This window comes from Seleniivibrio woodruffii, assembly GCF_004339245.1.
GTDB lineage: Bacteria > Chrysiogenota > Deferribacteres > Deferribacterales > Geovibrionaceae > Seleniivibrio > Seleniivibrio woodruffii.
This window is the reverse complement of sequence record NZ_SMGG01000006.1, coordinates 34798-53266: the sequence shown is the minus strand read 5'-3', so window position 1 is coordinate 53266 and position 18469 is coordinate 34798. Positions and strand designations below refer to the sequence as shown.

Genomic DNA, 18469 nt, shown 5'->3' with positions numbered 1-18469 from the left:
ATAATTTCGGAGAATATGTATAGTTGAAAGATAGTTTTATAGTTGATTAAGCAAAAAACCTGTTTCATGGCAGCACGTTATTAGACAAGCCACAGTGCTGACGGAAACAGGCGGATATTTGACATAAGCAAAAGGAGGCTAAATTTATGTCGAGAAGAATTTTATTTCTTTTGATGCTCGCCCTCACCTGCTCGTTCATGCTGGTAGGTTGCGGCGGCTCAGACGGCTCTGACGGCGCCAATGGTGCTGATGCAGACACGGCGGCTATCATTGCCGAGCTTAAGGCACAGCTTGAAAGCGGTGCTATCACTATTGCTCAGTACGAAGATGCAATCGCAGCTCTTGAAGCTGAACTTGCTTCAACTGGCAAAATCACTGCTGTTGAATCTTGCGCAACTTGCCACGCTGACGGCAAAACTAACGACCCCGCTCACGGCGGTGATTATCTCGTTAAAGGCCATCAGGGAGCTAACGATTCCGCTCCGGTGGTTCGTGAAGTGCGTAACTTCAAAACAGCTTGGAGTGCAAACATCACTGATGTGGTAGTTAACGGAGATAACTCTCTTACTGTTGATATCACTATAACTTCAACTGGTGCTGCTTTTAACCCTGCGGCTGATTTTGTTTCATTCACTATCAACCGTTATCAGGATGATAATACCCTTGCAAACTATGACAGATGGGTAAACATTGCACCTGCTACAGCAGCTAACTTCAGCAACCGCGTTGCTGTACTGGATTCAGGTAACAACTACACTGTGACTATTGCTGCTGATGCTAACCTGACACCTTATCTTGCTGAAACACTTATGATCGGTGCAACTTCTTCAGATGCTGACGGAGCAAATGCTGCTTCTGACATCTACAGAGGTAACCTGAAAGATGGTTTCAACGTTCAGAGACTGCTTGTTGCAGGCGTTGACTATGATGTTAACAGCTCTAACAACCCCAGAAACTATGTTAGTGACAAGGGTTCTGCTCCCAGCTGTATCAAATGTCACGGTGATAACGAGTTCAACTATCATCACAACAACGTTCTCAGAGCAGATGCAGATGACTGCGTAACTTGCCACATTGGTGGTGCATCTTATGATGGCACTAACCAGCCCGCATATGTGTCCAACTCAAGATCTTCTCTTGTTGGTCGTGTGCATGGCGTTCACGCTTCTGCTATGTATGAAAGCGGAAAAGATACAGATGGTAATGCTCTTAAAGGTTATCCTGATGAAGACGGATTCAATATCGGTTTCCCCAGCAACATGTCTGAGTGCTCAGTTTGCCACACAACTGCTGACCAGCTTGCAAACGCAACCGACAACTCTAAATTCAGACTGTCACTTTGCGTAACTTGCCATGGTAGCACTCCTTGGGAAACTATCCCTATGAATGACACACTTAAGTCAATCCACTCTTCATACACTGTAGCCGCTAACGACAATGTATGCGTAACTTGCCACACTGGTGCTGCAGGCGCAATTGCTCCTACTTCACTTGAAGACATCCACGCTGGCAACCTCCATAACATGGAAGTTTCTCTTGGCAAAAACATCGCTTACGAAATCCAGTCTGTTACAATCACTGGCAACACAGGAAAAGTTACTTGGAGAGCGTACAACACTAACACTTCAACAAACTACGATGTTCTGAAAAGAACAACAGCTGCAAACGACGCTGTATTCGTAGGTACTTCTCCTTCATCAGCAGATGCTGCCAGAGCTTTCCAGTCATATGCAACATCTATGGTGATCGGTTTCTACACCGGTGATGACCTTACTAACCAGGGTATCACTTCTCAGGGTGGTCAGCCTACTCTGAACGTTGCAGTAGGATCCGGTAACACTTCAGAAGTTGGAACTACTGATGTATTTGAAACAACATTCACAATTCCCGCAACTGTAACAGCCACTAAAGGTATCGTTGCAATTCAGGGTGTACCCGTTGTTTGGTCCGGCGGCACAGGTTACCTTGCAATCGTTGACTCTGTTACTAAAAACTTCAACAGAGACAACTCTGCAGCTACTGCACGTCGTTCCGCTGTTGATATCAACCTCTGTCTGAACTGTCACACTGACTTCCTCGGACACGGACACAACAGAATCAACAACATTGAGCTTTGCGTAACATGTCACAATGCTAACGCAACTGACAAGTCACCGAGAACTACTCTTGCAGCTCAGGGTTACAATGTAACTGCTGACGGCAAAACTGAAGAGTCTTATGACCTGAAAGTAATGCTTCACAACATTCACTCTGCAACTGACACAGACACAGCTTATATGGTTTACCGTACAAGAGGTATCTACTCATTCCGCGGCGAATCTGCTCAGCCTGCTAACTTCGGCGTAGGCGGAACAGCTTCCATGTGGCAGGACGTTCAGGTACATTATCCCCGTGCGATCACCAGCTGTACAGCTTGTCACCCCGCAGGAACATTCAATGTTGCTGACCAGACTAAAGCTGTTGCTGTAACTGTTGAGCAGGGCGCAAACCTTGCATCTCATGCAGATGACACAGTAATCGGACCCAATGCGGCTGCTTGTACAAGCTGTCACAAAGGTAACATCAGCGATGCAGCTGCAATCAGAGCTCACGCTACAACATTCGGTTACAAAACTAACAAATCTACTAAGAACGAAATACTGCAGCTTGCTCAGTAATCATTCTAGGTAACAATTTTGGCGGGGTTCGCTCCGCCTTCTAAAAAACCCCGCTTCGGCGGGGTTTTTTTTATTCCGTGAATTTTGGTCTGATCATATGCTGTCTGAAAGTATAAAATGCAACCGCATCATTTATAAATAAAAACGTTTCAGATGCTGAAAAATGATAAACACTTATTTAACAGCCACTTTAAAATAACAGCCAAATAGTCTGAAATCACACCGACTTATCTCTTGTTATGAGATGGCCTATCTATTTATGAATATTCGAATAATTGCATCTTAATAAAATTTACAAATTAGGGTAAACACGGGTGCATCTTATGTTGACAATAACCGGAACCTATTCTAGTCTATGAAAATAGCCGTAATATAGGCTAACTCAATCATTTATTTGGAGCTGATGATGAGAATATACTGTTTTATTGCCGTCATGGTCTTCAGTCTCTTTATGACCTGCGGAACGGCCAGGGCTTCAGTTGTCACCGATGGTGAAAACTGTATGATGTGCCACAAGTACCCCGGCCTGACCCGCGTGAACAACGAGGGATACCTGAGAGTATTCTATGTTGATTCGGAGAACTACAACCATACAGTTCACACAAAAGTGAAATGTACCGGCTGTCACGTCGATATCAAAGAGATACCTCACAAAGAGATGAAGCCTGTTGACTGCTCAACCGAGTGTCACGTCACAAATGCAGGCTCGGAAAAACCTTTTTCACACAAAAAGATCTTTGATGACCTCAAACAGAGTATCCACAACCCTGACAACCCCTATGTCAGAGCCAAGATAGTGGATGATTTCCCCACCTGTACAAACTGCCACAAAAACCCCCAATACCGCTTTCAGATAGGCGATGTTGAGTCGGTTGACGAGGCAAGACACAAGGAGAGGATCCTTCAGAAATGTGCCGTATGTCACGCAAACAACGTCGACTACCGTTATTTCTTTGAACACGTCACCCACAGGATCAAAAACCTTGCTCCCTCTGAGGACGTTGTAAAGACCTGCAGTAAATGTCACTCCAAAGAAGAGATGGCAACGAAGCATAAAATGAAAAATGCTGCCGCAACCTATCTCGACACATTCCACGGAAAGGCTGTTGAGTTTGGAATGCCCAACGCTCCCAGCTGTATCGACTGTCACGTTAAGAAAGGCGAATCCGCTCACAAGATACGCAGTTGGAGAAGCCCTGACAGCGCAACGTATGAATCAAACAGATATCTTGCTTGCCAGGATTCAAACTGTCACGTCAACCCCACTAAGGAGTTCGGCATGATCAGGATGCACTCTGTTATCGACAAAGATATCTACCCCATAGAGTTTTATGTGGCGCTTGGCTTCACCATTCTTACAATCGGTGCATTCTACCCGCTGCTTGGTCTCATGATTCTGGAACTTATCAGAGAGATGTTCCCGAACCTGAGCTTCAGACGCAAAAAAAAGGACTAAGAGGGTACCGACATGATGAGAAAACTGCCCCTTATAAAAATTAAAGACGGTAAGAGACATTACCTGAAAATAACAGGAAACCAGAAGGCTCAGCACTATATCCTCATGACAACTTTCCTTATGCTGACCCTTACGGGCTTCCCGCTGAAATTCCACTACTATGACTGGGCTAAACCCGTTATAGATTTCTTCGGCGGTCTCCCTGTTACAAGAATTCTGCACAGAATAGCAGGCGTTACAATGTGCGGTCTGTTCTTCTATCACTGGTATTACCTGTTTAAAAACATCTGGCAATACTATGCCGGCCCCGCAAGAAGAACCGGAACTTTCTCATGGAAAGAGCTGGGTCTCTTTGTTTACTATTCTCCCATGTGTCCCCGTGCGAAAGACGGAAAGGACATAGCGGATTTCGTCAAGTTTGCGCTGTTCATCTCCGATGACAGACCCAAACACGAAAGATTCCACTGGAGAGAGAAGTTTGACTACTGGGCGGTGTTTTGGGGTATTCCCGTTCTCGGCATCACCGGACTTTTCCTGTGGTTCCCTGTTTGGGCTGCTTCATTCCTTCCCGGCTGGGCGATCAACATCAGCTACATCGCACACTCTGACGAAGCGATGCTGGCGGTGAGCGTTATCTTTATATGGCACATGTACAACGCACATATAAACTACGACAAGTTCCCTGTGTCGCCGCTGTTCATAACAGGCTATCTTCCCGAAGACCTGATGAAACACGAGTATTATGTTGAGTGGGCCCGTATCAACAAAATAGTTGAGAAAGACTCCTCATATCTGCTCGACATCGATGCACAGAAAGAAGCGCAGAAACTGGAAGATGCTGAGAAGCTCGAAATTATCAGAGGTCAGATTTCTTTCCTTCAGGAAAATGAAAAGAGCGAAAAGGGGGATAAGTAATGTCTGAGCACCACCACGTTAAGGTTGGACCTAAAAGGATAATCTACTGTCTGCTGGGTATACTTATTCTTGTATACTGCGGATATATAATTCAGATACTCGTAATGCACATCTGGCACAAAGCCTCCCACGAGGAGACCACAGTCGGAATGAGCAAAGAGGACAAGCTGTATCAGGAGATGATAAAGGGTGTCAACGACACCGACGGACATGGCAGCGGGTCTAAGGACATAAACAGCAGCCACAAGCTTTATGATTTCCACGAAACCAAGAGAACGGCCATTGAGGACAAGCAGAACCTCTGCGTCTCCTGCCATGGCGACGTTCCCCACGACAAAAAGAAAGAGGTCAGGGCTTTCCTGAATATGCACGCATACTTCATGGCATGCGAAACTTGCCACATAAAGGCGGAAAGCAAAGCCGACACCAAGTTTGTATGGTATGAAAAAGCCACAGGAAAAGAGAAGGACAAGATAGACCTTTCAAGCTATCTGAAAGACACGCCCTATAAGCTCATGCCTCTTAAGAACTCCGGCGAGAGATTCTATGACAATGAGCAGATGAAAAAATACGTAGGCGAGTTCAAGGCTCAGGTTAACAACATGGTGCCCTCAGCAAAGAGCGCATCTCTGAAAGTTATCCACAGACCCATGACCGAGCTTAAGGACACTGTTAACTGTGAGGATTGCCACACTTCCGACTCCTATAAGGCATACCTGCCTTTTGCGAAGATCGGCTATCCTGAAAGAAGAGCTAACCAGCTCGTAGGCAACGAAGTTGTCGGTATGGTGGACAAATACAAAGAGTTCTTCATCCCCAACTTCCTGAAACCTGCAGAGGGACAAGAGAGTGAAAATTAAGATCTTTGCCGTAATTCTGCTTTTTAGTATTGCCGCAATAAGTGATGCTGCCCAGGTGACAGCATCACTTCTCTATAAAGTGCAGCTGAAAGACAATGCTGCACCCGGAGATGTGGTTGTGGAAAGCGATGCCAGCACAGGCGTATATGACGCATTCGGCGGAACATATACGGTTTACAGGAACGGAAGAGCCGTCAAATCAGTTCAGAAGTCTTTCCTTAAAGGCGGGAACTGTCTTGTTAAGAACGGTAACTACTTCCTTTACTGCAACAGCACAGAAAACTCACTGGACATGCTGACAGCAGGTCTGGATAAGTTCAGTACGTTCGGACTGCCCGCAGGCATAAAAGGGAAATATGACCCCACCGATGCTCTGGTGTCCGGAGGATATGTCTATACGGTGGACAACGACAACCACCGTGTTTTAAAGACACATCTGGGAACCAAAGCGGTCGAACAGACCGTGGGCGGTTTCGGAAACGGAAAACTTGAGTTCTGGTATCCATTTGCGCTGGCTACGGACAAAAGAGGCGTTCTCTATGTTTCCGAAGCTCTGGGCACCCGTGTCCAGAAGATCACTAAAGATTTCAAGTTTTATGAGAATATAGGCAAATGGGGAATCGGTGCCGGAGAGTTCTACAGACCCACTGGTGTTGCGGTTCTCGGCGGCACTACCCTTTTTGTCGGTGACGGCTTCACAGGCGTCATCCAGTATTTTGACGAGGACGGAAAGTTTGCAGGCGTTCTGAAAGACAAGAACGGCAGAAAGCTGAAGTTCGACTCAATAACCCACATGAGGATCAACGGAAGATATCTGGCGGTGGTGGATGCATTTGCAAAGTCTGTCACTGTTTATGAGCTGAGGGGTGGAAAATGAGAAAGCTTCTTCTCCTGCTCACACTTATAGTTCTGTCCGCACCTGCGGCCTTCGCAGCTGACGTGACAAAAAGCAACCCCGATTCATCCAAAGAGTGCGCATTCTGCCACTATGAATGGATGCCTCAGTTCCTTTATGATCTGAAAGGGACAGAGGTCGTTGACTACCAGAAGGAAAAAGTGGTGGCCAGCGACAAGATGTGTTTCAGCTGCCACAACGGCTCCGTTGCCGACAGCAGGATCAGGGTCTGGTCAGGCGAGATGCACAAACTCACCGACAAGATACCCGAACATATGAAAATTCCAGGCAACCTGCCCCTTGAAAAGGGCAAGATAGCCTGCCGCACCTGCCACTCCGCACACTCAACAGGCGACCCCAAGAACGACAAGATAGACAAGAGCGTTTTCCTGCGTATGGAGAACAACAACTCTGAACTTTGCGTAGCCTGCCACAAGGAGATAGGAAAGGACGGCAACATAAGCCACCCCCTGAAAGCTCCCCAGAGCGGATATGAGAACATGGCCAAAGAGGTCAGATCCCGCTATGGAAAGCTGGGCAGCAAAGGACAGGTCGTCTGCGAAAGCTGCCATACCCCTCACTCACCTAAAGAGACCAAACTGCTTATCGAATCTCTGACGGACTCCAAGATATGCGGCGTATGCCACGAAGGCGTGGTGGATGCCAAATCCGGCGAGTACATCAAAGGTATGCTCACTCACCCCGTGAACATAAAGCACACCAAACAGAGCGATATGCTTGAGATGATAAAGAGCGGCGGAATATACACCAAGGACAGCAAAGTAATCTGCTCAACGTGTCACTCCACCCACAAGGCAAAGGCTGACGGACTGCTTGTTACGGAAAACTCCGATAATAAACTCTGCTACACCTGCCACAACAACAAGAAAGAGATCGCAGGCGGCAAGCACGACATGCTTACTGCCAAAGGATTCCGCACTAAAGACGGCAAATCTGCTCAGCAGGCCGGAACATGCGGAAGCTGCCACGCACCCCACGGCTGGTCTGCGGGATTCGCAGGCGAAGGCGACCTCCTTACCAAAGGATGCGTAAGCTGCCACACCGAAGGTGCTGTCGGTGCGAAGAAGATAATAGATACCAAGAAGTTCAACCACCCAGTGGGCAAAGGTCTGAAAAAGGATATGCAGAAGAATGAAAAACTTCCTCTGTTCGCCAAAATAGTCAGATTCTTCACCACGATGGGTTCCGACCAGAGCAAAACCGATGTGAACTGCTCCACATGCCACGATATTCACGGCAAGAACCCCAATGCGCTGAGAATCGGCGTTGAGAACGGAACACTCTGCATCACATGCCATAAAGAGAAAGAGATGATCGCCAAGACATCTCACGGCGACAAGAAGAACGAAAAGAGCTGTATGTCCTGTCACAAGGTACACAACAGCGACAGCGAAAGACTGCTGACAGTTGCTGTCAACGATGGCTGTCTTGACTGCCACAAAGTGGGCGGAAGCGGCGAGAAAAAGCTCATCGGCGAGCACTCTCACCCTGTCAACATGAAGACCAAAATGCAGATGACAGGCGACTTCAAACTCACTAAAGACGGAACTTTCACATGCGTAAGCTGCCACGATCCCCACAAACAGTCCAAAAAAGGCACTGTTAAGGATTTCATGAGGGGCGGATTTGCAGATCAGGATTCATTCTGCTCAGCATGCCACCAGACTCAGAAAGAGATCGCAGGCACAGACCACGACATGCGCAAAACCGATAAAGAGGCTGTCTGCGCCTCATGCCACAGCGTCCACAATGCAAAAACACCCGTCAACATGATGACCGTGGAGTATGCATACAAGACCAAAGACGACAACTGCATCGCATGCCACAACCCCAAAGGCCATGCGGACAAGAAGACTGTGAGCGGCGGACACAAAACAGGCAAAATTGATAAATATCAGAAGTATGAGAAGAACCTGACAAAAGACAAGGACGGCAATTACTATATCTATTGCTCAACCTGTCACACTGTCCACTCCAACGGCCCGAAAAAAGGCGCAGAGGGTACGGTTCAGAACAGCTTCCTCGATAAGAAGCTCATGAGCAAAGGCGGTTTCTGTGCGGGCTGTCACGAGGACAAACAGTCCTTCGACAAGTCCCCTCATAACGTAAACAAGTTTGAGAAGAACACAGAGAAGGTTAATAAACTTAAGGCTGCCAACGACACTTGCGGCGCATGCCACGAGGTTCACGGCAACGGCGGATATTACCTGTTCGATAAATCCATGGGCAAAGACTTTGAGAAGATATGCGCAAGCTGTCATTCAGATTCCGGCATCGCTTCCAAAACGGCTATCACATCCAGCCACAAGATGAATGTGAAGCCTAAGAAGAACATGGATATTTATCTGCAGGACGGAAACATAGTCTGTGCGACTTGCCATGAACCCCACGGCCCCGAAAAGGGAATGCTGAGAGACATGGGCGAGAAGAACATATGTTTCGCATGTCACGAAGACCAGAAGCTGGTGGACATGACCAAACACAACCTTGCCAAGCTGGATTACCTGAACGAGAACGACAAGAAGAAGGCGGCGGCAAACGTTTGCTATGCATGCCACACACCCCACAACTTCCACAAGGAAAACAGGCTGATGTGGGCATACAAACCCAACGGAAAAGAGCCTTTCGCCTTTGAAATGTGCAGCGACTGCCACAAAACAGACGGCGTAGGCTATAAAAAGATACCCGTTGAGACGGCACACGACAGAATCTTCAAGATATTCCCCTACAGGGAGAAGTTCAAAGAGAACCTCTTCAACGATAAGGGACTGGTATCCGCTGAAGGCTCCATCACATGCCAGAGCTGTCACAACCCCCACGTATGGAAGGCAGGCGGTTCAATGACCGCAGCGTACAACGTTGAGGGCGATCCCACGAACAGCTTCCTTAAATCGGGAGTGAAAGACAAGTTCTGTGCGGTATGTCACGGTGAGACACAGGCAAAAGACCTGTTCGATAAATACCACGATAAGACGTTCCGTGACGGCAGAAGCCAGCTGAACAGAAAGATGCTTGAGGCTGAGGTTCTTAAGAACCTGTTTGAAATACAAAGGAACCTTGAAAAAATTGAGGGCGCAAAGTGAGAACTAAAATAGCAGGTATACTGACGGGCGTACTGTTTGCGGTTTCTGCACAGGCTGCGGATGAGCTGAAACCTGTTTTCCCGACCGCAAAGCCCGTGACCGGCAACAGAGCAGTATTGTATTTTGACGGAAAAAACCGTTTCAATGTCAGCCTGCTTGCTGACTTTCTGAAAGAGTGCGGAGCTCACCCTGCGGTGACATGCATTGCTGCGGAAAGCACTGAAAAGACGACTGAAGAGGTTGCGGAGAGCTTTAAAGGGCACAACGAAAACGCCATCTACAAGGGCAAAACAGACAAACATTTGCCATATATGGAGTTTTACAAGCAGAACAAGCTTGTTGGAGCAATAGAGAGCGAGAGCAGCTTCAATACGAAAATCGAAATTTATCTGGATTACATATCAGGGAAAGCCGACAGTAAGCAGCTTGCAGAACGTCTGCAGGCTGCTGAAAGTGCCGAACTGTATAAGAAAATAGTCCCCAGAATGAATTTTGTCCTCCTTCTTGCCAAAAAGGGAGAGACGAATGCGGCTCTGAAAGAGCTGGAGGGAATTCCGGCGGACAAACTTGACGATAAAGGTAAGCTCCTTCTGGGGCAGACGTATCTCAGACTGAAATCACCCGACAAAGCTCTTGAGGTTCTTTCGGCCTGCAAAGAGACAGAGTGCAGGTTCTACACAGGACTGGCATACTATCTCGGCGGAGACAACAAAAAAGCCATCGAGATCCTGAGCGCACTGAAAGGAAAATATAAGTCTGAGAACAGATTAAATTATTATTTGAAAATGCTGTATGAAGCGGATGGAGACAAAAAGAATGCGGACGCGATTAAACTGCCTGATAATTACAATATTGACTCTGAGTAGTCTTGTTTTTGCAACTGAGGCCAGGGCCGAGATGCAGATCATCTTCCCCATGTCTCAGAATATGAAAGCTGTCAGCAATATACACGTTATAGGCAGACTTGCTAACAACACGCCCGTAAAAATTGAGATAAACGGCGCAGTCACCGAGAAGAAGCTCATCAGAGCAAAGGACACCGCCGGACACGACTATTACATGCTTATGACCATTCTGCGCCTTGAGGACGGAGAGAACAAGATCAACATATCACAGGGGGACGAGAAAAAGTCGTTTGTGATAAACAGGATCGACACTGCGGCAAAGGTTGCGGACTGGACAGAGGGACTTAACGGTTTCCACAAGAGTACAAATAAGGATATATGCCTTAACTGCCATAAGTTTGACAACCTGAGCGACTGTGTTAACTGTCACAGCGACAAGTTCCTCGGCGCATGGGTTCACAAACCTGTTAAAGAGGCTAAATGTTTCGAGTGCCACGACCAGGCGCAGGGATTCATTCCCCACGAGCCTTTTGCGGAGACCTGTCTGAAGTGTCACACTCAGATGAAAGAGAAAATAGACTCAATGCCTATGGTTCACTCACCCGTTATCGAGGGATACTGCACCATATGTCATTCACCCCATAAGTCGACCAACAGAACGCACCTCAGAAAACCCATCGACGACCTCTGCAACGAGTGTCACGATTCCGGAAACCCTGAGGACAACTTCCACACCAAGGGCTATATGAAAGCCCACCCTGTGAAGGGAGTGAGGGTCGAGAAACTGAACAAGGATATCGAGTGCGCAGACTGCCACAGCCCCCACTATTCGGACAACGACAAACTGCTGTCTGTTGAGGGCGGACGTGAGGCTCTGTGTGCGAAGTGTCATGAACCTGAAGAAGCAAAGGACCTGCTTGATGCTCTGGAAGGAATGTCCGCAGAGTAGGCAGTGAGAGGATTATATGAGATTGATTAAATTTTTGCTTGTTGCCGTATCGCTTTTTGCTCTGACAGCATGTCTGGGCGGCGGAAGCACAAAATCTTCCGTTGATGACGATACCAGAATAATCGTTACCACTACTGTCGGTTCCGACGGCAAAGTTGCCTATACCGGAAGCGGAGAGATGGCCGGTTTCGCTCTCAGCGGAACAGCGGCAGGACTGGCAGGCAAAACTGTTTATATAGAAAAATCTGACGCAGAGTACTCTGTTGACGGCTATGTGTCCCTCTCTCCCGTCTATACGGTGAGTGTGGCTGACAAGGCCGATGCGGTTTACGCACTGACGGTTACACTGCCCTACAGCAGCACTATTCTCGCCAACGAGGGCGGATCGGCAGCAGACACAGCCGTATGCATTCTTTCAGGCAGTTCGGTGACAAAACTTACATCCAGCCATGGTTCGGGCAGTGATGTTACCGCTGTGGGGAGCGTACCTGCAAGTTTCTTCGTGGGTCTTAAAAAAGAACAGTCGGAATCATCTCTCACAGGGATAATCAAGTTTGAGGCTGTCAGCTACAGAGCTGCCGCCGCCGCAAGCTCATTCCTTGTGGATCCTTCTGCAAAATCACTTCCCGATTCCGTAAGGGGGATCGATCGTGTTCAGCCCGGAGAGAAGGTAAGGCTGTTCATAGACACAGTAACTTTCGGCGATACTGTAACATCTTTCAACTGGACGCTTACATCAAAGCCCGCAGGCTCTCTTGCGGCTATTACACTCAACGGTACAAATGCAACATTCGTTCCTGATGTCGCAGGCAAATACACAGTTTCACTCTCTCTGGTGGGCGTAAACAGCACCAAAACCGAGAGCGTGACACTCTACGCACTTAACTATTCATATAACACGGCGACCAACTCGGCATCCTGCGTTGTTTGTCATGACGGCACATTTGCCGGTTCAGGAATTACTGATAAATACGGACGCAATGTTCTCAGAGCAATCACGACTCCCTGGGCGGCAAGCGCACACGGCAACTCATTTGCGGCTGTGGCTGCATCAACTGATTCCAGATGCTTCCAGTGCCATGCAACAGGCTTCCTGTTTGCAGACAGAAACGGCAACGGATCTGATGAGTTCAGCGATGCGAAAGGTTATGACGACAAGATAACCAACTGGAGCACAATGGCCTCCACAGGCGGCGATCACCTTAAAAGCGTTTCCTGCGAAGCCTGCCACGGACCCAACGACGGCAGCAGTGCAAATTTCTTTGAAAAGCACTATAAGAATACAGCTATAACATCAAACGTCTGTCTCTCATGCCATGACTACGGCACAGTGAGCGGACACGTTTTCGGATATTCAGACGGACACGACAATGCGCATAAGCTTTCAGGCGGAAACGTTGCCAAAAATGCGGCATGCTTCAAATGCCACACAGGCGAAGGCATGATGGGAAGAATATTCAGCAAGAATATAACACCTGCCAACACAGACAGGATATCGGGCATCGGCTGTTCGGTCTGCCACGACCCCCACGGTGAATCAGGCCAGAACTCTCAGCTGAGAATAAGCGGAAGCTACACTCTTCCCACCAAGAGCACTGTTGTTGCCGCAGGTGACAGCAAACTTTGCTACTACTGCCACAATGCCGACGGAGAGCTTCCCACAGTGGGTGCTATCCCCCACAACTCCCAGGCAGAGCTTATCAGCGGTGTGGGCGGATATGAATACGGACAGAATCTGGGCACTACGGCATCGTCACACTCCGCCACCGGATGCAGCACATGCCATATGAAGACCCAAGGCGGCACAACACACAGCCTTGATATGACAGACGATACAGCTGCAAGGATAGCCGGATGTACCACAGGCTGCCACACTACAAACGCACCTGCATACAGCAACGGCACTTACGATGTTACGGCTGGTACTGTTGCAGCGGCAAAAGCTAAGATCGCCGAACTTAAAGCGGCAATCAACGCAAAAGCCGGAGAAGCAGCCGATGCGGCCATCAAAGCTTCCTACACGGGAACTACCACAGCGCAGACAAACGCTCTGAACCGTGCGGCGTATAACTACAACTTCATACTGAACGACAGAAGCGGCGGTTTCCACAACCCCGGATACGTCGTTAAACTTGTAAATCTTTCGCTCGCCGATCTGGCGGCAAACTGATAGAACGGGAGAAAGCCGGTGAAAATTAGCAGATTTATTTTAATTGCTGTAATGCTCTGCTCGGCGGCGGCCGCGTATGGGTTCAATGTGGACGGGTTCATCTCCACATCCTACGAGATATCCAAAGACAAAGGCGAGGATACCGAAAGGCTGTGGGAAAACTATCTGAGCATAGACAACGCAAAACTTTACGATCCCTACTTCGGCTTCAGTTTCTACGGCAGGTTTGCCAAAGATTCGGAAGAGGAGAGCGACAGCCAGTCGGACATCTATTCAGCATATCTGGACTACACCAGCTTTCAGAATGCGGTAGAGGTCAAGGCCGGACGCTTTTCGTACATCGGCAACAGATTTCTCACTCTGGACGGTGCTATAGCCACTGTCCGCACAGACTATAAATTCGGTGTCACCGCTTTTGGCGGTAAGCCCCAGTATTTCGATGCTGACGGCAGACACATCAACGAAAAATTCCGCAAAACAGGCGACAAGCTTTACGGCGGACGCATATTCCTTAACGGTGTCAAAGACACAACAGGTTACGTTTCCTACTCTAAAGAGTACGACAGCGAAATGACCTATCAGGAGTTTGCAGGACTTGGACTCGGAAGAGTATTCTCACTGGGCGGCAAAGACGGCATAGGTGTTGACGCCAACGGAGAATATGACATGGAAGAGAGCAACTTCTACAGAGGTTCTGTCAGAGTGTTCCTTAATAAGGGCGCACTGAGAGTAACCGGAGAAGCCACAAGATACAATGTCAACGACGGTTCAAACTATCAGGACATCCTTATCATCAGCAACTTTTCAACAGGAAAAGAGGAGAAGCTGGCTCTTACGGTACAGTATGCGGTCACCGAGAACGTATCCCCCTATGTCAGCGTTGTTAACACAAAAATAGAGCAGTCAAGCGGCGACGTTGTCGACGGCCAGATATATAAGCTGGGAGCTGATTTTGACTGGTTCAAGACAAAAGGCGTGACAGCGAATGTCGAAGGCTACTACTACGACAGCGTAACCTCCAACGCAAAGGGCGCAAGCCTTGCGCTGGACTGGAACCTCACAAGGGATTTTAAATTCGGATTCGAAAGCGAATACCTGAGGCTGGAGAACTACGCAACTGAGGACAACATTTATTCCGTGTATGCAGATGCGGAGTATGAAATATGGAAAGACCTTAAGCTCAGCGTTTATGCAGAGAAGAACCAGAAAACAAGATATCTGCCCGAAAACAGATATGGCGTGAAAGCGGCATACAGCTTCTAAGGCATAAGAGAAGAGGACATAATGATTAGAAAGTTATCATGGCTCATATTGCTGATCGTTCCCGTCATCTACGGATGCTCGCAGTTCTACTATCAGTCCCCCGTGACAAAATTCAATCACGAGGCTCATGTGGACATCCTTTTTCAACAGAAAAGGGACTGTTTCTTCTGTCATAAACTGCCCTCCATCGAAACGATGATAAAAAGCGGCGGACAGCTCAAAATTGCGGCGGATCTGAAGATCGACGGCAAGTGTCACTCATGTCACCGTGACGTGCCTACAAAGGTTGCTTCCGCTCCTCAGAACTGTTCCACATGCCATGAGAACATGAAGGTTCTGAAACCCGCAGACCACGTTAACAACTGGAACACTCTGCACTCTGTTCCTGCCAAACTGGACAGCAAAACATGCGAAACATGCCATAAACAGTGGTACTGCGAGAGCTGCCACAGCAAGCAGAACTCACTTGAAAACTACAGACACTCCCGCTCTTTCAAGCTGAAGCATTCACTGGAGGCCACCATTGACCCCGGCTCATGCGACAAATGCCACAGGGTGGACTTCTGTATCACATGTCACAGGAAGGGTTGAAAATGAAAGCATATTCCAGATACATCATAGCAGTATTCATTCTGGCATCTCTGGCTTTGCTCACCGCCTGCGGTAGCTCCGGCGACGGAGATTCGCCCATCAGGGATATGAAGGGTAACGCTCCCCAGCTCACAGTGCCCAAGAACCACAACGGCGGCTCTGCATGGGGCAACGACAAGTGCTACCTCTGCCATAACATCAAGAAACTTAAGGATATCCACGCATATAACACTAAACTTGCCGACAGTTTCGACACTGTCAGCGAGACGGACATCGGTGCATGCCTCTACTGCCACGGAACAAACGGCATTCAGGGCATAACAGCCGACACATATCAGTGTCTCACATGCCATAAGGACGAGGCTGTGGTAGGGAAAGATTCCGCTGATATGTTCCACGGAGCCAACGTCCATGACTTTAACGGCGACGGCGAAATAGGCAACTCAGACTGCGTTGTCTGCCACGCATGGTCGGATATGAACGGTACTATAGACCCTACGGTGGATTTCACCGCAGGAAGCTCGGCGTATACTGACATCAACTCAGTCTGTCTCAACTGCCATGACGGTAACGGGGCTTTCGGAGTGATGCCGCCCGCACTGAAGTTTGAAACAGAGGTCACGAACCTTTTTGCAACCTTCAAAGGGCTTGGAAGCACAGAGAGCGAGATGAAGTCAACAGCAGACATCCACGGTGCTAAAGTAGGTATCGGACAGAGCTTCGGAGTTTTCAGAGGCACATATTCCAACAACATGGAACTGCCCTGTCTCAGCTGCCATCAGGTTCACTCGTCAGATAACCCCTATCTGATAACCGAGTCAGGCAAAACGGCCGCACTGGCAGACAGTGACGCCAAAAACGCTGCTGTGAAGGTTACGGAGAACAACTTCTCCGAACTCTGCGCAGTTTGCCACACCAACCCCGCAGGTGCAGATGCCGGCAACGGTCTTAAGGAAGTTGTGCATACCAGCACCTATTCATCCAACTGCACCGACTGCCATTACCACGGTTCGGGCTCCGGAACGGACAAGAACGGTCTGTTCTGACAGAAAAATAATCTCAGATATCATGCAGGGGAGACTCCGGAAAGGGTCTCCCCTTTTTTTGCGGTCTGTTTTAAGTTTATGCTCATTTGTCTGCCTGTAAGTTATTCCTGAAAAAGAATCAGATTGTTTTAATTTTAAACTGTATTGATCATAAAATAGAATGCATCAGTATGTTTGTTTTATTATTTGATATCAGAATGATGATGTATTTTCTCTTAAATATATATTTTAAATATCCATATTATTATCAATATAACAAATAGTATGTGTCAATGTTATTGTGAATACGTGTATTTTTTATTCAGCGATAGGGTAGGTCTATGTTGATTTTCAATATATTTAAACAGTGTTATGTAATCATAGAGATAAAGTTTTAATATAAAATTAAAAAATGTTAGAAATATCAAAAAAAGCAATAAAACAGGGGTTTGTTAAAAAAGAAATTTAATGCATTCGTTATAATCTTGTTATATAATTTCTTATAATAATCGGGGACGATTATATGGAGGTTAATAATTATGAAAAAAGCGATTACATCTGCTCTGTTTTCCATGTTTTTCGCTTTCGGCGCAGTGCTTGCACACGCCGCAGATCTCAACCTTACCATCCCGCTGCCTCTGACAGGCAAGCAGGCTAAGTTTGGCGAGATTCAGAAGCGTTCCTATGAGATCGCCGCTGCGGAGATCAATGCGGCGGGCGGAGTCAAAGGAAATAAACTTGTACTCAAGTTTGAAGATTCCGGCGCAAAGCCTGATATCGCAAGAGGCATCGTCGAAAAGCTCATCGACGTTCAGAAACAGCCTATCATCATCGGCGAATACACTTCCGCATGCGCAAAAGCTGTTGCGGCAGTGAGTGAAGAGAGAAAAACACCCTATCTTGTGGTTGTTTCCGGAAACGATGATATCACTCAGGCAAACTACAAATATGTTTTCAGACTCAACTCCCCCAACGCCTACTATGCTGACGGCGTTCTGGGCTTCATGAAAGAGGTCGTTAAACCCAAGACCATCGCAATCCTTTATGAAAGCTCCGACTTCGGTTCATCAGGCGCAGAGGAAATGGCGAAGCATGCAGAAGCATCCGGCATTAAAGTTCTCCTTAAAGAGAAGTATGAGAGCGGAGCTGTTGACTTCAAACCCATTCTTTCAAAAGTTAAATCTCTGAGACCCGACGTTCTTTACATGGTTTCCTATGTTATGGACGCATCACTTCTCATGAGACAGATCAAAGAACTGAGACTTGACGCCAACCTGTTTGCAGGCGGTGCGGCCGGTTTCGCTATCCCCGAGTTTATCGATAATGCAAAGGATGCATCCGACTATGTTGTAACTTCCACACTGTGGAGCCCTCAGGTTAAATATGCAGGCGCAAAACAGTATGCCGAGAAATACAAAAAACAGTTCGGCGACTATCCTTCATATCACGGTGCGGCAGCATACGCTGCTCTTTTCGTAGCAAAAGATGCGCTTGAGAGAGCCAAAACATGGTCTCCCGAGGACATCAGAGCCGCTATGAAAGCCACCAAGATGCAGACTGCTTTCGGTCCCGTTCAGTTTGTTGACAAGAACGGCTATCAGAACCAGAACTTCATCCCCACACTCGCTCTGCAGGTTATCAAAGGTCAGCACGAAACAATCTGGCCCAAGAGTATGGCAAGCGCAAAATTCCTCTACCCCATGCCTAAGTGGAGAGAGAGAAAATAACAGCATATCCGT

13 protein-coding genes are annotated in these 18469 nt (G+C 47.7%); all 13 read left to right on the top strand.

Going from position 1 to position 18469, the window contains the following annotated elements; translation table 11 throughout:
* Nucleotides 1–146: 146 nt before the first annotated feature.
* The 13 genes from C8D98_RS11295 (at nt 147) to C8D98_RS11235 (ending at nt 18457) form a co-directional block, all read left to right on the top strand.
* Nucleotides 147–2657 carry a multiheme c-type cytochrome gene (locus C8D98_RS11295; protein ID WP_132874266.1) on the top strand — a complete coding sequence of 837 codons (2511 nt, stop codon included), beginning with the start codon at nt 147–149 and terminating at the stop codon, nt 2655–2657.
* Nucleotides 2658–3063: 406 nt separating this feature from the next.
* A complete protein-coding gene (locus C8D98_RS11290) occupies nt 3064–4113 on the top strand; it encodes a cytochrome c3 family protein (RefSeq protein WP_132874265.1) in 1050 nt (349 codons plus the stop codon).
* 12 nt (nt 4114–4125) lie between these two features.
* Complete coding sequence (locus C8D98_RS11285) at nt 4126–5028, top strand: formate dehydrogenase subunit gamma (RefSeq protein ID WP_132874264.1); 903 nt, start codon at nt 4126–4128, stop codon at nt 5026–5028.
* A complete protein-coding gene (locus tag C8D98_RS11280; RefSeq protein WP_132874263.1) occupies nt 5028–5888 on the top strand; it encodes a cytochrome C in 861 nt (286 codons plus the stop codon). The genes C8D98_RS11285 and C8D98_RS11280 overlap by 1 nt, the downstream gene beginning before the upstream one ends.
* Nucleotides 5878–6765 (top strand): NHL repeat-containing protein, encoded by an 888-nt coding sequence (locus tag C8D98_RS11275; protein ID WP_132874262.1) that lies wholly within the window; start codon nt 5878–5880, stop codon nt 6763–6765. Before C8D98_RS11280 ends, C8D98_RS11275 begins: the two co-directional genes overlap by 11 nt.
* The gene (locus C8D98_RS11270; protein WP_132874261.1) at nt 6762–9887 is read left to right on the top strand and encodes a cytochrome c3 family protein; all 3126 of its coding nucleotides are present in this window, start codon (nt 6762–6764) and stop codon (nt 9885–9887) included. Before C8D98_RS11275 ends, C8D98_RS11270 begins: the two co-directional genes overlap by 4 nt.
* Nucleotides 9884–10753, top strand: a complete 870-nt coding sequence (locus C8D98_RS11265) for a tetratricopeptide repeat protein (RefSeq protein ID WP_132874260.1) — start codon at nt 9884–9886, stop codon at nt 10751–10753. The genes C8D98_RS11270 and C8D98_RS11265 overlap by 4 nt, the downstream gene beginning before the upstream one ends.
* A gap of 31 nt (nt 10754–10784) precedes the next feature.
* Nucleotides 10785–11681 carry a cytochrome c3 family protein gene (locus tag C8D98_RS11260; RefSeq protein ID WP_165871300.1) on the top strand — a complete coding sequence of 299 codons (897 nt, stop codon included), beginning with the start codon at nt 10785–10787 and terminating at the stop codon, nt 11679–11681.
* 16 nt (nt 11682–11697) lie between these two features.
* Complete coding sequence (locus tag C8D98_RS11255) at nt 11698–13851, top strand: cytochrome c3 family protein (protein ID WP_132874258.1); 2154 nt, start codon at nt 11698–11700, stop codon at nt 13849–13851.
* Nucleotides 13852–13869: 18 nt separating this feature from the next.
* A complete protein-coding gene (locus tag C8D98_RS11250; protein WP_132874257.1) occupies nt 13870–15114 on the top strand; it encodes a TonB-dependent receptor in 1245 nt (414 codons plus the stop codon).
* A gap of 21 nt (nt 15115–15135) precedes the next feature.
* Nucleotides 15136–15705 (top strand): cytochrome c3 family protein, encoded by a 570-nt coding sequence (locus tag C8D98_RS11245; protein WP_132874256.1) that lies wholly within the window; start codon nt 15136–15138, stop codon nt 15703–15705.
* A gap of 2 nt (nt 15706–15707) precedes the next feature.
* Nucleotides 15708–16751 (top strand): cytochrome c3 family protein, encoded by a 1044-nt coding sequence (locus tag C8D98_RS11240; protein WP_165871299.1) that lies wholly within the window; start codon nt 15708–15710, stop codon nt 16749–16751.
* 518 nt (nt 16752–17269) lie between these two features.
* The gene (locus C8D98_RS11235; RefSeq protein WP_207891274.1) at nt 17270–18457 is read left to right on the top strand and encodes an ABC transporter substrate-binding protein; all 1188 of its coding nucleotides are present in this window, start codon (nt 17270–17272) and stop codon (nt 18455–18457) included.
* Nucleotides 18458–18469: the final 12 nt, after the last annotated feature.